Annotated in this window: 20 protein-coding genes; 13 read left to right on the top strand and 7 right to left on the bottom strand. The window is 42.3% G+C overall.

Features of this window, described 5'->3' with window-relative positions; translation table 11 throughout:
• Positions 1-125: 125 nt before the first annotated feature.
• The 3 genes from ychF to yidD all read right to left on the bottom strand — a co-directional run bounded on the left by ychF (position 126) and on the right by yidD (position 1,863).
• Positions 126-1,217 (bottom strand): redox-regulated ATPase YchF, encoded by a 1,092-nt coding sequence (gene ychF, locus HWQ44_RS08445; protein WP_292717458.1) that lies wholly within the window; start codon positions 1,215-1,217, stop codon positions 126-128.
• A 38-nt stretch (positions 1,218-1,255) separates the two neighbouring features.
• Positions 1,256-1,453, bottom strand: a complete 198-nt coding sequence (locus HWQ44_RS08450; RefSeq protein WP_292717461.1) for a hypothetical protein — start codon at positions 1,451-1,453, stop codon at positions 1,256-1,258.
• Positions 1,454-1,626: 173 nt separating this feature from the next.
• The gene (yidD, locus tag HWQ44_RS08455; RefSeq protein WP_292717464.1) at positions 1,627-1,863 is read right to left on the bottom strand and encodes a membrane protein insertion efficiency factor YidD; all 237 of its coding nucleotides are present in this window, start codon (positions 1,861-1,863) and stop codon (positions 1,627-1,629) included.
• Between the two features lie 61 nt (positions 1,864-1,924).
• Here yidD and HWQ44_RS08460 point away from each other — a divergent pair, with 61 nt between their 5' ends.
• From HWQ44_RS08460 to HWQ44_RS08490, 7 genes are all read left to right on the top strand, one after another.
• A complete protein-coding gene (locus tag HWQ44_RS08460; protein WP_292717467.1) occupies positions 1,925-2,629 on the top strand; it encodes a diacylglycerol/polyprenol kinase family protein in 705 nt (234 codons plus the stop codon).
• A gap of 528 nt (positions 2,630-3,157) precedes the next feature.
• The gene (locus tag HWQ44_RS08465; RefSeq protein ID WP_292717470.1) at positions 3,158-3,478 is read left to right on the top strand and encodes a CTB family bacteriocin; all 321 of its coding nucleotides are present in this window, start codon (positions 3,158-3,160) and stop codon (positions 3,476-3,478) included.
• Between the two features lie 1,309 nt (positions 3,479-4,787).
• Complete coding sequence (locus HWQ44_RS08470) at positions 4,788-6,296, top strand: HlyD family efflux transporter periplasmic adaptor subunit (protein ID WP_292717473.1); 1,509 nt, start codon at positions 4,788-4,790, stop codon at positions 6,294-6,296.
• A gap of 50 nt (positions 6,297-6,346) precedes the next feature.
• Positions 6,347-8,518 carry a peptidase domain-containing ABC transporter gene (locus HWQ44_RS08475; protein ID WP_292717476.1) on the top strand — a complete coding sequence of 724 codons (2,172 nt, stop codon included), beginning with the start codon at positions 6,347-6,349 and terminating at the stop codon, positions 8,516-8,518.
• Positions 8,519-8,548: 30 nt separating this feature from the next.
• Positions 8,549-8,866: a hypothetical protein gene (locus HWQ44_RS08480; RefSeq protein WP_292717479.1), complete on the top strand. Its 318-nt coding sequence runs from the start codon at positions 8,549-8,551 to the stop codon at positions 8,864-8,866.
• A 464-nt stretch (positions 8,867-9,330) separates the two neighbouring features.
• Positions 9,331-9,579, top strand: a complete 249-nt coding sequence (locus tag HWQ44_RS08485; protein ID WP_292717481.1) for a hypothetical protein — start codon at positions 9,331-9,333, stop codon at positions 9,577-9,579.
• A gap of 528 nt (positions 9,580-10,107) precedes the next feature.
• A complete protein-coding gene (locus HWQ44_RS08490; protein WP_292717483.1) occupies positions 10,108-10,281 on the top strand; it encodes a hypothetical protein in 174 nt (57 codons plus the stop codon).
• 274 nt (positions 10,282-10,555) lie between these two features.
• Here the strand turns inward: HWQ44_RS08490 and HWQ44_RS08495 are convergent, their stop codons facing one another.
• Positions 10,556-11,482, bottom strand: a complete 927-nt coding sequence (locus HWQ44_RS08495) for an alpha/beta fold hydrolase (protein WP_292717486.1) — start codon at positions 11,480-11,482, stop codon at positions 10,556-10,558.
• A 448-nt stretch (positions 11,483-11,930) separates the two neighbouring features.
• Between HWQ44_RS08495 and HWQ44_RS08500 the strand changes: the two genes are divergently transcribed.
• The 5 genes from HWQ44_RS08500 to HWQ44_RS08520 all read left to right on the top strand — a co-directional run bounded on the left by HWQ44_RS08500 (position 11,931) and on the right by HWQ44_RS08520 (position 15,573).
• Positions 11,931-12,485, top strand: a complete 555-nt coding sequence (locus HWQ44_RS08500; RefSeq protein ID WP_292717489.1) for a thioredoxin family protein — start codon at positions 11,931-11,933, stop codon at positions 12,483-12,485.
• 71 nt (positions 12,486-12,556) lie between these two features.
• A complete protein-coding gene (gene pyrH / locus HWQ44_RS08505) occupies positions 12,557-13,285 on the top strand; it encodes a UMP kinase (RefSeq protein ID WP_292717492.1) in 729 nt (242 codons plus the stop codon).
• Positions 13,272-13,820, top strand: coding sequence for a ribosome recycling factor (gene frr / locus HWQ44_RS08510; protein ID WP_292717495.1), 549 nt, complete (start codon positions 13,272-13,274; stop codon positions 13,818-13,820). Before pyrH ends, frr begins: the two co-directional genes overlap by 14 nt.
• Before the next feature lie 129 nt (positions 13,821-13,949).
• The gene (locus HWQ44_RS08515; RefSeq protein ID WP_292717498.1) at positions 13,950-15,071 is read left to right on the top strand and encodes a geranylgeranyl reductase family protein; all 1,122 of its coding nucleotides are present in this window, start codon (positions 13,950-13,952) and stop codon (positions 15,069-15,071) included.
• Positions 15,072-15,147: 76 nt separating this feature from the next.
• Complete coding sequence (locus tag HWQ44_RS08520; RefSeq protein ID WP_292717501.1) at positions 15,148-15,573, top strand: hypothetical protein; 426 nt, start codon at positions 15,148-15,150, stop codon at positions 15,571-15,573.
• Between the two features lie 298 nt (positions 15,574-15,871).
• On the opposite strand, the gene HWQ44_RS08525 is transcribed toward HWQ44_RS08520, so the two are convergent.
• Complete coding sequence (locus HWQ44_RS08525) at positions 15,872-16,105, bottom strand: EF-hand domain-containing protein (RefSeq protein ID WP_292717504.1); 234 nt, start codon at positions 16,103-16,105, stop codon at positions 15,872-15,874.
• Positions 16,106-16,292: 187 nt separating this feature from the next.
• On the opposite strand from HWQ44_RS08525, the gene lysS reads away from it, so the two are divergent.
• Complete coding sequence (gene lysS / locus HWQ44_RS08530; RefSeq protein ID WP_292717507.1) at positions 16,293-17,810, top strand: lysine--tRNA ligase; 1,518 nt, start codon at positions 16,293-16,295, stop codon at positions 17,808-17,810.
• A 60-nt stretch (positions 17,811-17,870) separates the two neighbouring features.
• Here lysS and purF read toward each other — a convergent pair whose 3' ends face one another.
• Both purF and purL read right to left on the bottom strand, forming a co-directional pair.
• Positions 17,871-19,370, bottom strand: a complete 1,500-nt coding sequence (gene purF / locus HWQ44_RS08535; protein ID WP_292717510.1) for an amidophosphoribosyltransferase — start codon at positions 19,368-19,370, stop codon at positions 17,871-17,873.
• Positions 19,371-19,557: 187 nt separating this feature from the next.
• Positions 19,558-21,930, bottom strand: coding sequence for a phosphoribosylformylglycinamidine synthase subunit PurL (purL, locus tag HWQ44_RS08540; protein ID WP_292717513.1), 2,373 nt, complete (start codon positions 21,928-21,930; stop codon positions 19,558-19,560).
• Positions 21,931-21,960 lie beyond the last annotated feature (30 nt).

Here is a 21,960-nt window from a genome sequence, read left to right on the forward strand (position 1 = left end):
CATCTTATGCACACATTAAAAATTTTGTCAATTTATTTAGAGCTATGCCTACGGCGGGCAAAGCCTACGCAACTTGGTGTAAGTTGACCATTATCTTATCGATAACGGCCACTCATTAATTACGCCTACACGTTAAATCGGAACAACATTACATCCCCTTCCTGCACAACATACTCTTTTCCTTCACTGCGAACCAACCCTTTTTCCTTCGCCGCATTCATCGAACCGGTTGTTACCAAGTCTTTATAAGCGACAGTTTCGGCGCGAATAAATCCCCGCTCAAAATCACTGTGAATTACACCAGCAGCTTGAGGTGCAGACATTCCAGCATTAATTGTCCAAGCGCGGGTTTCTTTGGGGCCACACGTGAAATATGTCCGCAAGCCTAAAAGCATATAAGTTGCCCGAATCAATGATTTCAAACCGCCTTCTTCCACACCTAAAGACGCGAGGAAATCAGCTTTATCTGACTCTGGTAATTCCACTAATTCCGCTTCAACTTGAGCCGAAACTATCACAACTTGAGCATTTTCTGTGGCGGCAATTTGCCGCACTGTTTCTACAAAATGATTACCCGTTGCCAACTCATCCTCAGATACATTCGCGGCGTAGATAATCGGTTTATAAGTGAGCAGTTCTAATCCTTTAATAATTTCTGTTTCTTCTTCATTCAAGCTCACCTGACGCACCGATTTACCTTCATTTAAAGCCGCAGCTAATTTTTCTAAGACTGTGATTTCAAACTGTGCATCTTTGCTGGTACGAGCTTGTTTGCGAGTGCGGTCAATTCGTCGTTCAATTTGTGATAAATCTGATAAACCCAGTTCTATATTAATGATTTCAATATCTCGTGCTGGATCAACAGAACCAGCAACGTGGATAATATCATCATTCTCAAAACAACGTACCACATGGACGATCGCATCAACTTCCCGGATGTGGGACAGAAATTGATTCCCTAGTCCCTCACCCTGACTTGCACCTTTAACTAAACCGGCAATATCTACAAATTCAACCCGCGCTGGGATAGTTTGTGCCGAACTGGCAATCTTAGCAAGAACATTTAACCGTTCATCCGGTACTGCGACAACGCCGACATTCGGTTCAATCGTGCAAAAAGGGAAGTTAGCTGCTTCTGCTTTAGCATTAGCAACTACAGCATTAAATAAAGTAGATTTTCCGACGTTGGGAAGTCCGACAATTCCGGCTCTTAGCATTTTGGATTTTGGATTTTGGATTACATTACCAAGGTAATCTAAACAGGTTCCGGTATGGTTTGGGGAATTGGTGCTGGAACTGTTTGAGGAATGGGAGCAGGTACTGGTTCTGGTACAGGCCCCGGTAAGGGTTGGGGTATAGCTGGCCCCGGTACAGGTTCGGGACTAGGTAGCGGGTTCGGCCCAGGAGTAGGAATTTGTGGTTCTGGTATAGAAATTGCAGTCAGATTAAGCATGGTAAGTCTAAATTAAATTATTCAACCTTCCCAAGGTAGATGACAACCTCAGCCGTTGACATCTCCCCAAATGGCTATACCCACCTACACCCCCTTCTAGCGGTGGTATGAACCTTCGCCCACACACTTGCAAGAGGTATTCTTCCCAATGCTCCATGCCCCAGTTATATAAACTACTGCTCTTTTACCTTTTCTACCACCTCTGGCACTGGATCGTAACCACCTGGATGAAACGGATGACAGCGCAAAATCCGCCCGGTTGCCATCCAGCTACCACGCAATACTCCAAATCGTTCAATGGCTTGAATAGCATACATCGAACAAGTTGGTTGAAAGCGACAAGTCGGGAGAAACAACGGCGAGATAAACATTCGGTAGCCCCGAATCAGCCAGATCAATAATAATTTCATTGCAGCTACCCAAATCTTATAAATTAGTAAGAGAGGTAAAATTTTTCATTTTGTTGTATCTTTGTTAATTACATTTTCTGACTTCACCTCAATTCCGGTTTTATGGCTGCAAATTGCGTTGGCTGCAATTTGGGTATTACTCATCCTCCTAATTGCTTGGGTGGTAAACAGCTTCGCCAACGAGCCAGAAATCGTGCGGAAGATAGTTCATATTGGCACTGGTAATGTGATTTTACTGGCTTGGTGGCTTGATATTCCCGCTAGTGTAGGGATTACAGCTTCAGTTTTAGCCAGTGCAATCACCTTATTATCCTACCGATTGCCTATTCTTCCTGGTATTAATAGCGTTGGACGCCAAAGTTTAGGAACATTTTTTTACTCTGTCAGTTTTGGTATTTTAGTTGCCTGGTTCTGGTACTTGCAACAACCCCAGTACGCAGCACTAGGAATTTTGGTAATGACTTGGGGAGATGGACTAGCAGCCTTGATTGGGCAACGCTTTGGTAAAAATAAGTATAAAGTCTTTGGGACAGTAAAAAGTTGGGAAGGCTCCCTGACGATGATGCTCGTTAGCTATCTCGTCTGTAGTTTGATTTTAGTTGGAACTCAAGGAAACGCTTGGCAAACTTGGGCGATATCACTGATGGTGGCAGTTATAGCTACGGCTTTAGAAGCTTTTTCCTTTTTGGGTATGGACAATTTAACAGTTCCTTTGGGCAGTGCAGCTGTTGCCTTCTTCTTAAGTCAGTTAGTCTTGAATTACTAATTTCCTTGAGTGCTATTCCTAATTTATCAAATAAAAGACAGAGTTAATCAATAGCCTGCAAAGATAGGCTTTGTACCCTCCGGGAAGCAAGCTAGCTACGTTTTGCCGCGACTTATTATCGTTCGGTATTTATTTTTGTCAAATTAGGATGCTTTTAGCAACGACAGCTTGTCTGTTTGTTACGAACGAAGTTCTTGTCATTATGACAGCTTGTCTATTTTTGGTAACTGCTCATGCATTCCTTATCAAAACTTATTCATGATGCCCAAACCAGAATGTAGTTGTAGATATGCAAAACTATAAATATATGTTTAATTCCTTTAAATTAGTTTAAAAACACTGAATATTGACCATTCCGGCTCTAGCAGAACCCTATATCTACAACAAATCAAATATTTTATATCTACCTTGAGAAACAAAAATGCAATTTTGTTTTATGTCTCCAGGTTTATGAAATCCTGACAAACAATGCCTATAGTTGGGTCTTAGGTGGTTACACACCTAATTTCGTAAGTGAGGCTAACAATCATGTCACATCAAATAATGACATCTGAGTTGCTTAATGAGTTATCTAATGAGCAACAACAGATGCTAGTCGGTGGTGCCGATTTTGAGTTAAGCGGCAGCAATTTCGGTAACAGACGGAGTGGTTTACTGGGAAGAACCACTTCCGGCCCCCAAGGTAGCACCTCCACCTCCATAGGCACTAATAATGCTATCAATACAGCTGCACAAGATTTCTTGGGCTTGGGTTCAACCATTCCCACAGGCGTTGGAGCCTTAGGTCTTTCACCAACTGGTGGCGATCCAACTGGTACTGTAGAAGAAGGTGGAGATACTGCTGCCTAAACATAACTATTTCCACAAGTAAACTGCAAAAATCAGCTGTCCTGCCAAAGCACTTCGCAAATTTAGGCAGGGAATAGTTAAATGAGGTTCTCAAACAGTCAAAAGTGAAGAATAAATCAATTTTTCATCAGACTTGTTCTTAGTTGCTACTCTCATACCTAAAATTTGCAACTTGAAATAGAATAGCTGATATTGCAGAGGCTAGCCTATTGAATTTTTCAGACGAGACGAGACTGCGGGTAATATGGGCGCTCAAGGTTTTGTCTCCTGGAGCGCCCAAACTAGCCCCAGATTCCAGAGCTTTCCTGTCATTTTCCTTTAGTACAATCTAAATAGGTTAAATGCCCTAGGGAAAACTGCATCAGCAAGTTAGCCTCTGGAATCTTTTATAAAAAAGATACTTAAGTGAGGCTAACAATCATGTCACATCAAATAATTATATCGATTTGGGTGGAGCTAAATCACAGCTTTGCTCATACCCTTATCCTTTTAACCAATCTCAGAAATAACCTGTAAAAGTTGTCACATCAAAACGCTTTACAAATGTTATACAGGGAATGGCAAGTGGGGTTTTCAAATAGTTAAGACTGAAGATCGCTTTACTGAGAGAGCAGAGTCTAACTCTGCTATGCGATCGTGTCGATAAATTTAGCTACTCAAGGTTTCTTATGATTGATTTGTAGACGCGATCGCAGATTTTATAAATCTCCCGTCTACATATCTACAGTCTTTTATATCGCTCAAATATCTAAACTCAATCCGTCAGAAAAAACCGCACCTACCAGTCAATCTCTGGGATGCTAGTTTTTCATCAAAATCACATAAGTGGGGCTAACAATTATGCCACATCAAATTATGGCATTTTTGGGAATAAAAGGGGGATAAAGGAGACTATTATGACTCGCTCAACGTAAGTGAGGACTTTGAGAGAGTTTGAGCGTTCTCCTGCTTTTTTTCTAACGCGTTGCACACGTTAGAAATGTGAGTAAGGTGATTACAGCGCATGGCGCATACCTTTCTCTTCCCCCTTCACTGATTATAGAACATTGTAATGCATGATGTTTTTCACAATTAGTAGTATATGTTACTGTTTCACTTTTTGGTCTAGTACATAGCCATTGCTACATGGTATTTGCTAATGTTTATTGCCTTGCTTTCTATCTTGAGCGGGTAAGCCGGAAACACTTTCTGGAGTGTGATTTTCAAAGAGTAATCTTCTTGAATAATGCCTTCGAGCAAAGCAATCAGCTTGATTTTTAGATAACCCTGTTTTTTTCATATATCCATTCACAACAAAAGGTGCAATACCGTGAAATCCTTACCCACAAAGGAGGAATTTTCTTGGAATAGGTTTAATGAACCCAATCCAGACCAGCTTCATTTAGTTGAAGTCAACGAATTTCTCCCCCATCTCGGTAAATGGACAAACTTCGGAGGAGGAATTCTGCTGAGTATTTTTGTGGTAGGTGTGAGTCTGACATCGGTTCTTAATTACAACGTCACGGTCAAAGTCCCTGCAAGTATCCGACCTGTTGGAGAACAGCGAATTGTTCAGTCTGCGATGAGCGGAACTATTCAAAAGATAGATGTTGGAGAAAATCAGGTGATAACTAAGGGACAAGCTATTGCTCACATTGATGATTCACAACTCCAGACTCAAAAGAGTCAATTAGAAAGCAGTATTCAGCAGAGTCAATTACAACTAAATCAAATTGATGCTCAACTCGGTGAAATGAATGTCCAGATTGCGGCGCAGACAAGCTTAATGAACCGCACAATTATAGCTGCACAAGCTGAGTTAGGTGGTACCCAACGCAACTATCAAGATCAGCAAATTCAAGCTACAGCTGATATGACAGAAGCAGAAGCAGCGTTGACCTTAGCTAAGGTGCAAAAAGAGCGATTGCTGCGAGAAAAAGTCTTAACGGCAACGGTACAAGAGGCAGAAGCAGCTTTGAGGTTAACTCGGTTACAAAGAGAGCGATTGCAGCCGATAGTAGCATCGGGAGCAGTTCCTCGCAATCTGTTTGAGGAAAAAGAACAAGATATTAAGTCCGCCCAGGCAAAGCTAGAACAAGCTAAAGCTAACGCTAAAAGTCTTCTGGAGGAAAAAGAACAAGCTCTTAAGTCCGCTCAGACAAAGCTAGTAAAGGCTAAAACCGCGATCAATCCTAGTAATGCTCTTGTAACCGTGGCATCTGAACGGATTAAGCAGGAACAAGCAAGAGGTGAGGCTACCTTAGCCGCTTTGAAAAAAGAAAGAGAGACTCTTTTGCAGCAGCGCCTTGAACAGCATAAGCAACTCGTTAGCACTGGCAAAGAACTACGACAGATAACAACCGACCTGAAAAAGAGTGTAATTCGCTCGCCAATCGCTGGAACACTGCTGCAATTGAATCTTCGCAATCCAGGACAGGTAGTACAACCCAGTGAAGCGATCGCTCAGATTGCTCCTCTGGACGCTCCTTTGCTAATTAAAGCCCGTGTGCAGGCTCAAGATATTGACAAAGTGAAAGCTGGTCAAAAAGTCCAAATGCAAGTTTCTGCTTGCCCTTATCCAGACTATGGCACTCTCCAAGGAACCGTCGAAACAGTTGCACCAGACGCTCTACCAACTTTAAAAAACAGTGGAGATCAGTCCGCGGTGCAGGTACTTGCCTATCAGGTAACTATTAAACCGCAAAAACAGTATTTGGGTAGAGGCGATCGCCAGTGTCATCTGAAGTCAGGGATGGAAGGTAGAGCAGATATTATTTCCCGTCAAGAAACGGTGCTTCATTTCATTCTCAGAAAAGCACGATTAATCGCGGATTTTTAATTCCAAATTGCTCTGCTAACTTTGTGTACTAATTTTATAGGTCGCTGAACATGTTTGATCTATTTAAATTCCATAAAAAAAATTACCAGTGTGTTTTACAGTTGAGTGAAGAAGACTGTGGAGCAGCTTGTCTAGCTTCGATTTCCAAGCATTACGGACATTTTTTAAGCATCAATCGCAGCCGAGAAGCAGTAGGGACTGGACAGCTAGGAACAACTTTGCTGGGTCTAAAACGTGGATCTGAGAATCTGGGTTTCAATGCCAGAGCAGTTAAAGCTTCACCTGCGATCGCAGATAGAATTACAGAAATAAACTTACCCGCGATTATTCATTGGCAAGGCCACCACTGGGTTGTTTTATACGACAAACGGGGCAAAAAATATGTTATTGCCGATCCAGGTGTCGGTATCCGTTATATCAATCGAGAAGAGTTAACAGCGGCTTGGAATGGCGTGATGCTCTTACTAGAGCCAGATCCAGATCGCTTTTTTAAGCAACCCACAGAAATAGCAAAAGGTGGCTTGGGGCGCTTTTTAATGCGGATCTTGCCTTATAGGGGATTGCTGAGTCAAGTTTTGATGATCAATATTATCTTGGGTGTACTTGCTCTGAGTACCCCAATTCTCATCCAACTACTGACAGATGATGTCCTTGTGCGTGGCGATACCCAGTTACTCAGTGTTGTGGTTTTAGCCGTTATTGTCATGAGCTTATTCAGCAGTGGTCTGCAAGTATTGCAATCGATCATGATTGCTCATTTTGGTCAACGACTGCAATTAGGGCTAGTCTTGGAGTTTGGACGAAAAATTCTCCAATTGCCCTTGAATTACTACGAATCTCGTCGCAGTGGCGAAATCATCAGCCGATTAAGAGATATCAACGAAATTAACCAATTGGTATCGCAAATCGTAGTTCTTTTACCTAGTCAGTTTTTCATTGCAGTAGTTTCTTTCAGCTTCATGCTGTTTTATAGCTGGCGGTTGACACTAGTAGTCATCTTTATTATCTTCTTAATGACCTTATCGACCCTGCCTTTCTTACCCATCCTCCAGCAAAAGACCCGCAGTATCTTGGTCTTGGGGTCAGAAAATCAAGGTATTTTAGTGGAAACCTTTAAGGGAGCGCAGGTAGTCAAAACCACAAACGCCGCTCCCCAATTCTGGGATGAATTACAAAGTCGTTTTGGTCGCCTTGCTAATCTCACTTTTGGGACTATCCAAATTGGAATTATCAACAGTACTGTTGCTAGACTTATTTCCACCATTGGCGGCATCATTCTACTTGGACTAGGAAGTATTTTGGTGATTCAGGGGGAATTAAGCATAGGTCAAATGCTGGCTTTTAATATCTTACAGGTTAATGTCCTGGCTTTGATTAACTCGTTAGTTGGCTTAATGGATGAATATATTCACTCCCAAACAGCAATCTCTCGCCTTTTAGAAGTTATCGATGCTACACCAGAAGTGGTTGGGAGTGGTCAAAAGCCGACTGCACAAATCTCTGATGATGCAGATATTCGTTGTTCTCATCTCCAATTTCACCACGCTGGCAGAGTTGACTTGATAGAGAATTTTTCTCTCAAGTTACCTGGAGGGAAGGTGATTGCTTTAATTGGCCAGTCAGGTTGTGGTAAAAGTACTTTGGCAAAATTGATAGCAGGTTTATATCAACCGAACTCTGGTAATATCCGCATTGGTTTTTTTAATATCCAAGACCTTTCCCTTGATTGCCTGCGACAACAAGTAATTTATGTACCCCAAGAGCCTCACTTTTGGAGTCGCTCGATTTTAGATAATTTTCGCTTAGGAACGCCTTATATTTCCTTTGAAGAAATTGTTAAAGCTTGTCAAATTGCTGATGCAGACGGTTTTATTAGTCAACTGCCTAATAATTATCAAACTGTTTTGGGAGAATTTGGGGCAAATCTTTCTGGCGGACAAAGACAACGATTAGCGATCGCTAGAGGCATTCTTACCAATCCACCTGTACTGATTTTAGACGAAGCAACTGCCGGACTTGATCCGATAAGCGAATCCCACGTGCTAGATCGGCTCTTGGAATACCGAAAAGACAAAACCACAATTTTGATTACCCATCGTCCCAGCGTCATCAATCGCGCTGATTGGATCGTGCTACTAGATAAAGGTCAAGTGCAACTACAAGGGACTTTAGAGACTTTTCTATCTAAACAAGGAGAGCATTTAAAGTTTCTATCACTATGAAAATTTTGCTCAGTGTGAGGAGATAACACCATGTCTGAAAATTCTAAATTCAACAATCCTGAGTTATTTAGGTATTTGTCTGAAAAAGAGCAAGAAAGCCTAACTGCTGGACAGAGTATAAATTACCCAAGTGAAGGGAATTTTTTCTTCCAGAAAACTAATATCGAAAGCACGGCAGACAGCACATTAAATCTTGGAGGTGGTGATGTCTCTTCACAAAACACCAGATATAATTTTTCACAGATTACCATAGGTTCTTCTATAAAACTTGGGTTGCCAATTTTTAGCCCAGATGGAAATAAATGGCAGACTTTTATAAGTAACATTTTAAATAAGCTATTTTCATAATTGTAGCTTTTTGAATTTAAAATTTGATTTGTAGTAATTGCAAACCTCAGATACCCGGCTTATCAAAAGTCGGGAATTTTGTTGCTCATAAATTATTCATTAATGCTATATATACATATATCCTCAGATAAATATATAAACAGCTTAAAATCAAGCTTTATACTCTCAAACAAAAGCATTAAGCAAAAAATGCTCTGAAAACAATAACCATTAAAGAATTATAAATAAGTAATATTGTTCATATAAAAAAAGCCATAAAAGTTGTATTTTTTTTATTAAAAATCATTCAACCTGGGATAGGGTAAGGTATGAATCGAAAGCTAGAGATTTGTATTTTATCTTTCTAACTTTAGGATAGTTTAATCTTTATTCGCTCTCGCTATAAATAAAGTATAGATATTACAAAATCTATTTTTCATACATGTTTTGTAATATCTATGCATTAGTAAGTGAGGTAATTAATTATGTCGATTCAAACCATCAAATCTGATTTACTTGTGGACTTATCCACAGAAGAGCAACAGCTTCTATCTGGAGGAGTAATCGGACGTATTAGAACTAGAGGCGTTTTCAGATACGGTAATAGGAGGTATCCTGTTAGACTTTTCGGTATTGTTAGAGGTCTTCCTGAGTCCAATGATGAAGAAAGCGGAGGAAGTGGAGGAAGCGGAGGAAGCGGAGGAAGCGGAGAAAGCGGAGAAGAGGAAAATTAATTAGTGCAGGATAAGACTCATATAACTTGCTCAATATCAATCAGATTTTGAGATAGTTTGGCAGTTTCTTATGTCTTCTTAAGGTGCTAAATCAGCAGACCAGAGACAAGCAAGGAAACTGCTAGGATTAGTGTTTACCTTTCTGTTACCCTATCGCTCCAGATGCAAGTAGTTTTGACTACTTGACGAGTAACTTTTTTGGAAAAAACTCAATACAAGGTTTTAGCCATAATTTTGCATCCGTGAAGATATTATGTCATCATGGATGCTTACCTATGTTTAACAATAGCCATAATTAATCATTATCCACTCAACAATATATCCCGCTTGTTTAATAAATTAGTAATCTCCCATTTGGAATTCTCATAAATCAAATAAAATTTCTAGAAAGACAGCTTATTAATTTATAACTTTAGGATAGTTTATTCTTGCAAAAGAATATATATAAATAAAAGTATAAGTATTACTCACCTGAGTTTTTCGTAATCATGTGCGTAAAACTTATGTACAAAAGTGAGGCAAACAATTATGTCAGATCAAATTGTCATGTCTGATTTGCTCGTGGATTTATCGACAGAGGAACAGCAGATTATATCTGGGGGAACATACGGTTTTTATGGACGCCCCTACTATGGAGGCTATGGACGCCCCTATGGAGGCTATGGACGCCCCTATGGAGGCTATGGACGCCGCTTCTGTTGATACTAAGTTAGCAAGTCTCAAGATTGCGTAATCGATGAATTTAAACTTTGCAATTAGGGAGGAGAGTAAAAGACTCGCATAATTCGCTCAACATAAATCAAGTTTTGAGAGAGTTTATGCAGTATTCTATATTCTGTTAATGAATGAAATCAACCGACTATAACCAAGAAAAATAGATGCTAAAAATAGCATCTATTTTTCCTTTAACTTCTTTTAGTAGAAGAATCAATATGTAATATACATTCTGAAAACTTTAGAGGTAGCTTGATGTAAATTATGCCTGTAATTTTGCCGAATCTATTAACAGCGATCGCTCCAAAATCCAATCGATTAAAATCGGATTGACTAAATCCGGCGCTTCATCTTGAGGACAATGCCCCACTCCCTCTAAAGGAATAAACTTTTGTACTTGGGGAAAGTTAGCTAATTCTCTCCCTAACTTAATTGGTTCCCACGGATCGGCCGTTCCCCACAAAATAATCGCCGGGCAGGGTAACAGCGGTAAAAGGTCTTCTGGTAAGGGGCCTGTAGAATAAGAAGTAAAGGCAAGAAACACAGCCCCAGCACCAGGATCGCTTGCTGGTGAAGTGAGAATATCTACCAACTCATCTGTCACCATCTCAGCATTCATGTATGCTTGCAGCAGAATCTTCCGCACCGTTTTCGGCTTGGCGAGTTGATTGAAAAAGAACTCGCCAACTGGTTTGATAGATAACAGACGTTGCAGTATAGGCGCTCCGTAACGACGAGATAAAGGTAAAGTTTCCCGTTTGCGATCGTGTAATAGCCGTAAAGAACAGTTGAGCAAAGCAACTCCCAAGGCAATATCTGGGTTGCTTACTGCTGCTTGCATAGCAACAATACAGCCAATAGAATTTCCGACTAAAAAAGCTGGCTCACCGACAACTTCACGGCAAAAATCTGCTACTTGCTGTCCCCAGGTTTCTAGTGTGTAGGAAATTTTTTCACCAGGTTGAGGTTTTGCGGAAGCGCCAAATCCAATCAAATCGATCGCATAAACACGGCAATTTTCCGCTAATACGGGAATATTTTTTCGCCAGTGCCACCAAGAAGCGCCAAATCCATGCACTAGGACAACAGCTGGGCCAGTAGTTCCTTGGGTTTGATAGCAGATAGGAAAATTTTGCCAAATCCAGGTTTTTGTAGAAGTAAGTGCTGTTTTTGAACTTGAGGTTGTCATAGGAATTTTGATGAAAACAACGCTAAAAGCCTGTCAGCAGCAAGGCGCAAGTAAAATTGTTTTGAATTTGAATAAAATTTATCAGATTTTCAAAATAAATCTTTTGCTATGGTGATAGCTTATACATATACCGTAAAAGCATCAAGCTGATAGTTTTATCCAGTATAGAGAGTTTTTATCTGGTTAATAGAGGTAATTTACTCATAAATTTAGATTATGTCAGGATTAGCAATCATAACTTCTCTAATGTGAGTAATATTTCCGCTATTTTTTAGATGTGAGCGAATTAGCATCAGTGCTAGATTCAGTAGTTTCACAATTTACGACAGCCAATTTGGTCTATAAGATTGTCGAATATGAGGCATCGGCTAAGGGGTGGTTTGCAACTGGAAACTGACGCTGAATTTAACAATATTTTTCTTGTTCCTAGTTCTGCGAGCCAGAAAACATGAATATACTAGAAACAATTGATACTCCTGTTGGGAGTTATGCACCGGATTTTGAACTGCCAGGAATTGATGGTCAAGTCCATCATCTCAGGCGTTATCTTGAGAAGTTCCGAGCAGTCGGCGTCATTTCCATGTGTAACCACTGTCCTTATGTAGAGTGGTATGTAGCCAAGCTAAAAAACATTCAAGCCGAATTTGCCCCAAAAGGCTTCACACTAATTGGCATGAATGGTAGTGATGGCGATCGCGAAACTCGGTCAAGCTTTGAAAATATGAAAGCTTTTGCCCTGCGTCACCACTTGAATTTTCCCTACCTGTGGGACTCGACTCAAGATGTGACCCGCAGTTTTGGTGCAACAAAAACACCAATGGCCTTTCTAATCGATACTAATGGTATAGTCCGCTACAAAGGTAAAATTGATAATCATCGCCAAGACCCATCATCAGTAGGAGAAGATTATTTGAGAACTGCGATCGCTTCTCTGTTTAAAGGTCAAGAAATAGACATACCACAAACAGAACCAATAGGTACTACATTGATTTGGCGTAACTAGACATAGATTGTCCCTGTAACTGCTATCTTAAATTGGAGGCAATTGCAACTTTTTTGATAAAGCGGAACTTCATGGGAACGAATTACCGACGGGTTTTACTCAAACTGAGCGGTGAAGCCTTAATGGGCAACATGGGCTATGGCATTGATCCAGAAGTGGTCAAAGGAATAGCTGAGGAAGTAGCAGAGGTGATAGCCACTGGCGTTCAAATGGCCATCGTTGTTGGCGGCGGCAATATTTTTCGTGGCGTCAAAGCGGCGTCAGCGGGGATGGACAGGGCAACCGCTGACTACATAGGGATGATTGCCACGGTAATGAACGCCATGACGCTGCAAGATTCGCTAGAACGCATAGGGGTACAAACGCGGGTGCAAACTGCGATCGCTATGCAAGAATTAGCGGAACCGTATATCCGTCGTCGTGCCATCCGTCATCTTGAAAAAGGACGGGTGGTAATTTTTGGTGCTGGTTCAGGAAATCCCTTCTTTACTACGGATACTACTGCGGCATTAAGAGCCGCAGAAATTGATGCTGAGGTGATTTTTAAAGCTACTAAAGTAGACGGAGTGTATGATGCTGATCCTCATATTTATCCTGACGCCAAGCGTTACAATAGCCTAACCTACGCGCACGTTTTAGCCAAAGATTTGCGGGTGATGGATAGTACTGCGATCGCCTTGTGTAAAGAAAATAATATCCCAATTCTGGTATTTGACCTAACGGTGCGAGGAAACATCCACCGAGCAGTCTTGGGAGAATCCATCGGCACCCTTGTGGGAGGTTCTTGTGAAATTAGCTGAAGCTGAAAGTACGATGCAAAAAACCGTTGAGTCAACTCAACGAGCTTTTAACTCGATTCGCACTGGTCGCGCCAATGCGAGTCTATTAGATAAGGTATTGGTGGATTATTACGGTTCGCCTACTTCCTTGAAATCACTGGCAAATATTAGCACGCCGGATGCTACGACGATCTTAATTCAACCTTATGAGCGCAACACCCTAAACATCGTTGAGAAGGCTATTTCCCTCTCAGATGTGGGTTTAACACCCAGTAACGACGGTTCTGTAATCCGGTTGAATATTCCGCCCTTAACGAGCGAACGCCGTAAAGAATTCGTCAAAATGGCATCCAAATATGCTGAAGAAGGTCGTGTTGCTATTCGCAACATTCGCCGCGATGCCATAGACGCCATTCGCAAACAGGAGAAAGCCTCCGAAATCTCCAAAGATGAATCAAAAGACCAACAAGACAACTTGCAAAAACTAACAAACGAGTACACTGCCAAAATAGACTCACTGTTGGCAGAAAAAGAAAAAGACATTACGACTGTTTAAAGTCTCAAGTCTGAAGCATAAAGGCTGAAGAATGATGGATAAATTCTTCAGCCTTTATCATTTATTAGGTATTTAACAAAAATTGATTGAGTATCTCAATAGAAAATTCTGGAGCAAAAATTCAGCCTTATGTACGACTGCATCATTGTCGGCGCTGGGCCAGCTGGTGGAACAGCCGCATATCATTTAGCCAAACAAGGCCGCTCAGTATTAGTTTTAGAAAAAGAATCCCTGCCAAGATATAAACCTTGTGGTGGTGGTGTATCTCCAGCGATCGCTCAATGGTTTGACTTTGATTTTAGCCCAGTAATTTCTGTAAAAGCCGACTCCCTTCGCTTTACCTGGAAATTAGGCGACCCCGTGGAGGCAAAAATCGCCACCAAAGAACCAGTCTGGATGGTGCGACGAGATATTTTTGACCATTTTTTAGTGCAGCAAGGACAGAAGCAAGGGGCTGAACTACGAGATAATACGGAAGTAACAAGTATTGAGTTTCAAAGCGACTATTGGCAAGTTAACACAACTAACGGCCCAGTTACAAGTCGCTACTTAATTGCGGCTGATGGTGCTAAAGGGCCAATGGCAAAATGGCTCGGCTTCAAAGACCGTAAACGCCGTTTAGCAGGAGCTTTGGAAGCAGAAGTTGCAGCAACTGTCAAGGATAAATCTACAATTCACTTCGAGTTTGGCTTAGTGAAAAACGGCTATATTTGGAATTTCCCAAAAGCTGATGGTTATTCCATTGGTGTCGGTACATTTCTTGGCGGCCAACCCCAGGATTTTAAGAAAATTTTAGATGAGTATGCGCGATCGTTTAATGTAGATATCAAAACTGGTAAGCAGTATGGTTATCCCCTTTGCTTATGGGATGGCAATCAAAAGTTGCATACTCAAAATGCGGTTTTAGCTGGGGAAGCTGCTTGTGTAGTTGATCCGATGACAGCAGAAGGCATTCGTCCGTCAATTTTTAGCGGTTTGATTGCAGCAGGAGCCATTAATGAGGCACTTTCTGGTGATACCAACGCTTTAGAAAAATATAGCGAAGCCATTAATGAACAATGGGGTACTGAGATGGCTTGGGCGCGAAAATTAGGTGGAGCATTTTATCGCTTTCCAGGCATTGGCTACAAAGTTGGTGTTAAGCGCCCCTCTGGTGCGAAAATCATGGGTAAGATTCTGTGTGGAGAACTACGCTATGGTGACGTTGCTGGTCGTGCCCTCAAGCGTTTAATTCCTGGTTTTGGAGGTTAATTAACCAAACAAGTTGCTCAAGCAACTTGTTAAAGGCGGGCAAACTTCCACCACTGTGTACTAGACATTTCTCAATATGGCAATTTACTTGACAAAACGACTATCTGTGTTTGCTAATATTCTTGCTGTTGTCCTTTTCATACCGGGAATTGCCTTAGCTGCACCCCTTCAAATCAATACTACTTCTAGTGTTATTTTCGCCCAAACTACCAAAACTGCAAGCTACCTCACCTCGTCAGAGATTAACCTGACTCCCTTACAACGCCAGGAACTCCAGGCTGTGCGTCAGAGAAGAAATAGGGAAATTGCAGCAGTATTAAACTCATCTCAGCGTGACCAACTTAATCACAATCTCCGGGCTGGTAATAATATCAAGCAAGCCCTAGAAAAACTAAATTTGCAACCAGAACAGCAAGATTTGGTAAAGGCGATCGTGCAATTTACTAACTTGAAAATGAAGGCTATTTCATCTAGACATTTGCTAAAAATAGGAAATAATTAAAGGCTTAAAATAAGCGATCGCAAGCAATTTTTATTTTAACTGTCTCATACCAATTTTATCAAAAAACATGGCAGATCATTTGTTTGCGATCTGTCTCTAGTGTTGAATAGTCAAAACCATTAACCAATCGAAAACCCTCTGATAGATGGCTACAGAGTCGATGCTAGGTTATTACTAGCTAGAATGTATGCAATTGTAGAGGATAACAAAGTGTCACTAAGGGGCAAATAAAGGCAAATCCCTCAATGGTTGCCTAGAGAGGGATCTTGAGGTGAGTATGGCGTTGATTTTTTGACTGTTAGTTTAAATTATTTGCTTTCTCAACTGCTTCCTTTAACTCTTCAAAGGTAATACTACCATCTTTGTCTGAATCATAATTTACTAGTAATTCCTGGGGACTAGTGGTATTTGTTTCTGATGAGATGATTGCACTTAAGCCAGGACTTAAAAAAAGATCATTAATGGATACTTTGCCGTCTTGATCGCTATCTAAGGTATTAAAAAGAGATTGAAGCTCTTGCTCGGTTGTCATAAGTTTCTATCTGAATTAGTTTTTCAACTTAATATCTCAAAATCTTGACAAAGACGCAAGGAGAGTTAAGGAAAATTTAATGATTTTTTTATACTTAGCACTGACGCACATCATTTTTAGGCGATTATCTCTTACTCTCAACTTTGGCAGCATCTATAATTAATCTTGCCCTATTTAGTTCGTTACCATGTCGGAAGAAGATATCCGAGCCGCCAGGCTGGAGAAAGTAGAACAACTCAAGCAGCTAGGGACTAACCCTTATGCCTATCGTTGGGAATCTACCCATCATGCAGCACAGTTGCAAGAAAAGTTTGCCGATTTATCCAGTGGCGAAGAAGTTGATTTAGAAGTTGCCATAGCTGGACGCATTATGGCGCGTCGCGTTTTCGGTAAATTGGCTTTTTTCACCTTGCAAGATGAAACCGGTACAATTCAGCTTTATCTGGATAAAAATCGCATTCAAGAAGGTATGGCAGATATTGATGCCGATGCCTTCAATCACTTAAAACAACTTACGGATGCAGGCGACATTCTAGGAGCCAAAGGTACTATTAAACGGACTGAAAAGGGCGAGTTATCTGTCTACGTTAAACAATATACTATCCTCACTAAATCCCTGTTGCCTCTACCCGACAAGTGGCATGGATTAACGGATGTTGCCAAGCGTTACCGTCAGCGCTACATTGACTTGATTGTTAACCCAGAAGTGCGGCAAACTTTCCGCCGTCGCGCTCAAATTACTGCCGGTATTCGCCGCTATTTGGAACAGCGGGATTTTCTGGAAATTGAAACACCGGTTTTGCAAAGTGAGACTGGGGGTGCAGATGCGCGTCCATTTATCACCTACCACAACACTTTAGAAATGGAGTTGTATCTGCGAATTGCTACAGAACTCCATCTCAAGCGGTTGATTGTGGGTGGTTTTGAAAAGGTGTTTGAATTGGGGCGAGTTTTCCGCAATGAGGGAATTTCAACTCGACACAATCCCGAATTTACAACGATTGAAGTTTACCAAGCTTATGCCGACTACAACGATATGATGGCGCTGACAGAAGGGATTATTACCACTGTCGCCCAAGAGGTACTCGGCACATTGGAAATCACCTACCAAGGGGAACCGATAGATTTAACACCACCTTGGCGGCGAGTAACAATGCACGATTTAGTTAAAGAATTTACGGGCTTGGATTTTAATTCGTTCCAAAGTTTAGAAGAAGCAAAAACAGCAAGTAAAAATGCTGCTATTCCTGGTATAGATGAAGCCCAATCAATTGGTAAGTTACTAAATTTAGCCTTTGAAGAGAAAGTAGAAGCTAATTTAATTCAACCTACCTTTGTAATTGACTACCCTGTAGAAATTTCGCCCCTAGCAAAACCTCACCGTTCTGTGCCTGGTTTGGTAGAACGATTTGAGTTATTTATAGTCGGGCGAGAAACTGGGAATAGCTTCTCAGAACTTACCGATCCTATCGATCAAAGAGAACGTTTAGAAGCACAAGCGGCGCGGAAAGCTGCTGGTGACTTAGAAGCCCAAGGTGTGGATGAGGACTTTCTGACAGCTTTGGAATACGGTATGCCGCCTACAGGTGGTTTAGGGATTGGGATTGATCGATTGGTGATGTTATTAACTGATTGTGCCAGTATTCGGGATGCGATCGCCTTCCCCTTACTCAAGCCAGAAAAAACAGAATCATCCCCAGATTAAGTCTGGGGATTGGGGACTGGGGACTGGGTAGTGATTCTCATGTCCCTAATCCCCCAGTCCCTATACCACTACTTTTTCTAAGATCAGCTTAGAACGCTTCACTTGATCGGGAATCGCGACGGGATAATCTCCAGTGAAGCAGGCAGAACAGAAACTATTGGTGTCTTCTCGTGTCGCTTCTAGCATTCCCTCCCAACTGAGATAAGCAAGGCTGTCTACTTCCAGTTGCTTGGCAATTTCCGCTACTGACTTGGTAGCTGCGATTAGCTGATCCTGAGAATCGGTATCGATGCCATAGAAGCAGGGATGAGTTACAGGCGGAGAAGAAATTCGCATGTGTACCTCTATTGCACCTGCGTCACGCAAAGTTTTGACTAGCTTACGGCTGGTAGTACCGCGTACAATCGAGTCGTCTACAATAATTACTCGTTTACCTGCCAGCACATCTTTGAGGGGGTTGAGTTTCATGCGAATACCCGACTCTCGCATGGTTTGGGTTGGTTGAATGAAAGTTCGCCCAACGTAGCGATTTTTAATCAGTCCTTCAGCGTAAGCAACACCAGAAGCTTGGGAAAATCCAATAGCAGCAGGTATACCAGAATCAGGAACACCAAAGACAATATCGGCATCTACAACAGATTCTTTCGCTAATTGGTGCCCTAACCGCATTCGGTAGCTGTACAAACTCTCGTTGTGCATGACACTATCAGGGCGGGCAAAGTAAATCATCTCAAAGATACACAATTTGCGCTCGGACTGTTGACTCCAATGATAGGAAGCCAAACCTTCTTCAGTAATCCAAACTAATTCACCTGGTTCTACGTCTCGCAGATATTCGGCTCCAATGATGTCTAAACCACAAGTCTCGGAAGCCAAAACGTAACGGACTGGATTACCAGCCAAAGTGCCGATTACAAGGGGGCGAATGCCATTAGGATCGCGGACACCCATAACGCCACTGGGAGTGCCAATAGCTAAACTAAAGGCTCCTTTGCAACGCTGAAATGCTTGAATTGCCCCTTCTATCCAATCTGCACCAGCATTGATCGCTCCGGCGATCGCAAAAGCGATCATTTCTGAGTCTGTTGTTGTGACTAAGTTACATTTATTCTCAAGCAACTCTTGACGTAATTGCACTGTATTGACTAAATTGCCATTATGTGCAAGAGCTAATGAACCTAAACGGGTTTCTAGTACTGCGGGTTGGGCATTAACTTTGCGGCTAGAACCGGTGGTCGAATAGCGAGTGTGACCAACAGCAAGGCTACCGGGCAATTGATCCAAGATGGATTCATTGAAAACTTGAGACACCAAGCCCATATCTTTGTGGAGATGTACTTGTGTACCCTCAAAGGTGGCAATACCAGCTGATTCTTGACCCCGATGCTGGAGGGCATACAATCCAAAGTAGGTCAGTTTAGCAACGTTTTCTCCTGGGGCATAGATGCCAAAAACACCACAAGCTTCTTCTGGCTTGTCAGGCTGATTTTCATGACTATTGATTGGGTTGTTGGTCTGGTCGGGGTATTCATCCGAAGTGACAGAATGAATAGAAATCATGCTAGCTTTGCTCCTGGTGGGGGGGTCAAGTCACTGGGATTATATAAATGGTGGCAGAGTTCTTAACAAATCTTTAACCATCCATTAAAACAGTACCGTAATTATGCTCAGAGACGCTAATAAAAGAGTGAGGAGTTAGGAGTTATGCTTTTTATTCCTAACTCCTCAGTTTGAACTCCTAACTTCTTTAACTGGGGGTATTAGTGTGGATGGCAATCCGTCTGGCGATCGCATGGGAATAGCGATCGCTCATATCTTCGATACTAACTTTGATTAAGGTTTGGTTATCAGTGCTGAAAACCCCCAAACCCGTCTCAAAATTACTAACCTGACCCAGTTTTTGCCACTCTTTACCCAGATGTTCCTGTAAATATGATTCCCAAATTTCTTGCTGTGCTGATGCGACAGAAACTAAAATCCTGGCACCACCTTCGGCAAACAACACCTCATCTAAGCGGTTTAACTGCGTTGGTGCTATTTCTAAATTGATTTCGGCACCCAGGTTGCCAGCAATACAACATTCTGCTATTGCGATCGCTACTCCTCCCTCAGCAGAATCATGGGCTGAACGTACCCAACCATTACGAATTCCTTCACGACAAACTTTCTGGACGCGGCGTTCCAAGTCAAAATCTACCCGTGGCGGTTTTCCGGCAACAGTCTTGTGGATAGTGGCTAAATATTCAGATGCTCCCAAACTGATGTTGGATGCCAGAGGCAATCCGAGAAGATAAATCACATTGCCGGCTGCTTGCCAACTTTGACCACAAATTTTGGTTATATCAGGAATCAAGCCCACCATACCCACAACCGGAGTGGGATAAATGGGTTGTGGGATGCCTTGAGAATCGAGGGTTTCATTGTACAAAGAGACATTTCCACCTGTAACGGGTGTTGCCAATTCTCGGCAACCTTCTGCTAAACCGCGACAAGCTTCTGCCAATTGCCAGTAACCAATTGGTTTTTCTGGAGAGCCAAAATTTAGGTTATCCGTCACCGCCAGAGGTTCTGCACCCACACAGCTAAGATTGCGTGCAGCTTCTGCCACCACTGCCTTAGCTCCTTCGTAGGGGTCAAGATAAACATAACGAGGATTGCAATCTACCGTCGCCGCCACCCCTAATTTTAGATTGGGGATTTGGGATTTTAGATTGGGGATTTCTTCAAGTGGGCGCAAGCGGATAACAGCGGCATCTGCACCACCTGGCAGTATTACCGTATTATTTTGTACTTGATGGTCATACTGACGATATACCCAATTTTTAGAAGCGATCGTCGGTGTATCGAGCAAAGTTAAGAGAATATCATTCCAGCTTTGCAGGTGTCCTTCGAGTTCTATTCCAGCAGTTGTGCAATCAGGTAAAGAATCAGCAGTCCATTCCCAAGCTTGACGAGCATATTCTGGTGCTTCTGCCAACAACTCCCGATGATACAGTGGGGTATTCTCTGCCAAGGCCTCAGCGGGAATTTCTGCTGCTATTTCACCCTGAAAGAGAATCCGCACGATCGGTTCAGCGATGACTGTACCAGCGACAACGGCTTGAAGTCCCCAACGATGAAAAATATCGATTAATTCCTGCTCACGCCCCTTGTGTGCAACAAACAGCATTCGTTCTTGAGATTCCGAAAGCAGATATTCATAAGGAACCATCCCCGTTTCTCTTACGGGAATCTTATCTAAATCTAGTTCAATTCCCACACCACCTTTTGCCGCCATCTCGGAGGTAGAACAGGTGATACCTGCGGCTCCCATATCTTGGGCGGCGACAACTGCACCTGTCTTAAACGCCTCCAGACAAGCTTCAATTAACGACTTTTCCAAAAATGGATCGCCCACCTGTACCGCAGGGCGATCGTCTATGGATTGATCGCTCAATTCTGCACTGGCAAAACTCGCGCCTCCCATGCCGTCGCGCCCAGTGGTGGAACCAACATACAGTACGGGGTTCCCTAAGCCAGATGCTCCAGATTTGACGATTTCTGATGTTTCCATCAACCCTAGTGCCATAACGTTCACCAGAGGATTACCAGAGTAAGCAGAGTCAAAGTAAACTTCGCCGCCAACAGTAGGTACTCCCACACAGTTACCATAATGAGAGATTCCTGCCACCACACCACTAAACAGGCGTTGGGTTTTGACATCTTCTAGGGAACCAAAGCGCAGCGAATTTAGTATGGCAATGGGACGCGCCCCCATTGTAAAGATATCTCTGAGAATCCCTCCTACTCCTGTTGCGGCTCCCTGAAAGGGTTCGACCGCTGAGGGGTGGTTGTGGGATTCAATCTTAAAAGCTAGTTGGAGTCCATCGCCCAAGTCTACAACACCAGCATTTTCACCAGGCCCCACAAGGATACGGGGGCCATCGATGGGAAATTGTTTGAGTAGAGGTCGAGAATTTTTGTAACAGCAATGCTCAGACCACATTACCCCAAACATTCCCAGTTCAGCTTTGTTGGGATGACGCCCTAACCGATGGACAATTTCTGCGTATTCTTCTGGCTTAAGACCTTCAGCAGCGATTTCTTGAGGGGAAAAGAAAGCAGGAGATGTGGCGGTCATGGAAATTATGCACCAATTGTACAGAGCATT

Source organism: Nostoc sp. JL34, from assembly GCF_017114945.1.
In the GTDB taxonomy this organism is placed as follows: domain Bacteria; phylum Cyanobacteriota; class Cyanobacteriia; order Cyanobacteriales; family Nostocaceae; genus Nostoc.

What these genes read in the sequence shown, in the direction of transcription:
- ychF (WP_292717458.1), bottom strand. Translation starts at nt 1,217, where the DNA reads ATGCTAAGAGCCGGAATTGTCGGACTTCCCAACGTCGGAAAATCTACT.
- HWQ44_RS08450 (WP_292717461.1), bottom strand. Translation starts at nt 1,453, where the DNA reads ATGCTTAATCTGACTGCAATTTCTATACCAGAACCACAAATTCCTACT.
- yidD (WP_292717464.1), bottom strand. Translation starts at nt 1,863, where the DNA reads ATGAAATTATTATTGATCTGGCTGATTCGGGGCTACCGAATGTTTATC.
- HWQ44_RS08465 (WP_292717470.1), top strand. Translation starts at nt 3,158, where the DNA reads ATGTCACATCAAATAATGACATCTGAGTTGCTTAATGAGTTATCTAAT.
- HWQ44_RS08475 (WP_292717476.1), top strand. Translation starts at nt 6,347, where the DNA reads ATGTTTGATCTATTTAAATTCCATAAAAAAAATTACCAGTGTGTTTTA.
- HWQ44_RS08480 (WP_292717479.1), top strand. Translation starts at nt 8,549, where the DNA reads ATGTCTGAAAATTCTAAATTCAACAATCCTGAGTTATTTAGGTATTTG.
- HWQ44_RS08485 (WP_292717481.1), top strand. Translation starts at nt 9,331, where the DNA reads ATGTCGATTCAAACCATCAAATCTGATTTACTTGTGGACTTATCCACA.
- HWQ44_RS08490 (WP_292717483.1), top strand. Translation starts at nt 10,108, where the DNA reads ATGTCAGATCAAATTGTCATGTCTGATTTGCTCGTGGATTTATCGACA.
- HWQ44_RS08495 (WP_292717486.1), bottom strand. Translation starts at nt 11,482, where the DNA reads ATGACAACCTCAAGTTCAAAAACAGCACTTACTTCTACAAAAACCTGG.
- HWQ44_RS08500 (WP_292717489.1), top strand. Translation starts at nt 11,931, where the DNA reads ATGAATATACTAGAAACAATTGATACTCCTGTTGGGAGTTATGCACCG.
- pyrH (WP_292717492.1), top strand. Translation starts at nt 12,557, where the DNA reads ATGGGAACGAATTACCGACGGGTTTTACTCAAACTGAGCGGTGAAGCC.
- HWQ44_RS08515 (WP_292717498.1), top strand. Translation starts at nt 13,950, where the DNA reads ATGTACGACTGCATCATTGTCGGCGCTGGGCCAGCTGGTGGAACAGCC.
- HWQ44_RS08520 (WP_292717501.1), top strand. Translation starts at nt 15,148, where the DNA reads ATGGCAATTTACTTGACAAAACGACTATCTGTGTTTGCTAATATTCTT.
- HWQ44_RS08525 (WP_292717504.1), bottom strand. Translation starts at nt 16,105, where the DNA reads ATGACAACCGAGCAAGAGCTTCAATCTCTTTTTAATACCTTAGATAGC.
- lysS (WP_292717507.1), top strand. Translation starts at nt 16,293, where the DNA reads ATGTCGGAAGAAGATATCCGAGCCGCCAGGCTGGAGAAAGTAGAACAA.
- purF (WP_292717510.1), bottom strand. Translation starts at nt 19,370, where the DNA reads ATGATTTCTATTCATTCTGTCACTTCGGATGAATACCCCGACCAGACC.
- purL (WP_292717513.1), bottom strand. Translation starts at nt 21,930, where the DNA reads ATGACCGCCACATCTCCTGCTTTCTTTTCCCCTCAAGAAATCGCTGCT.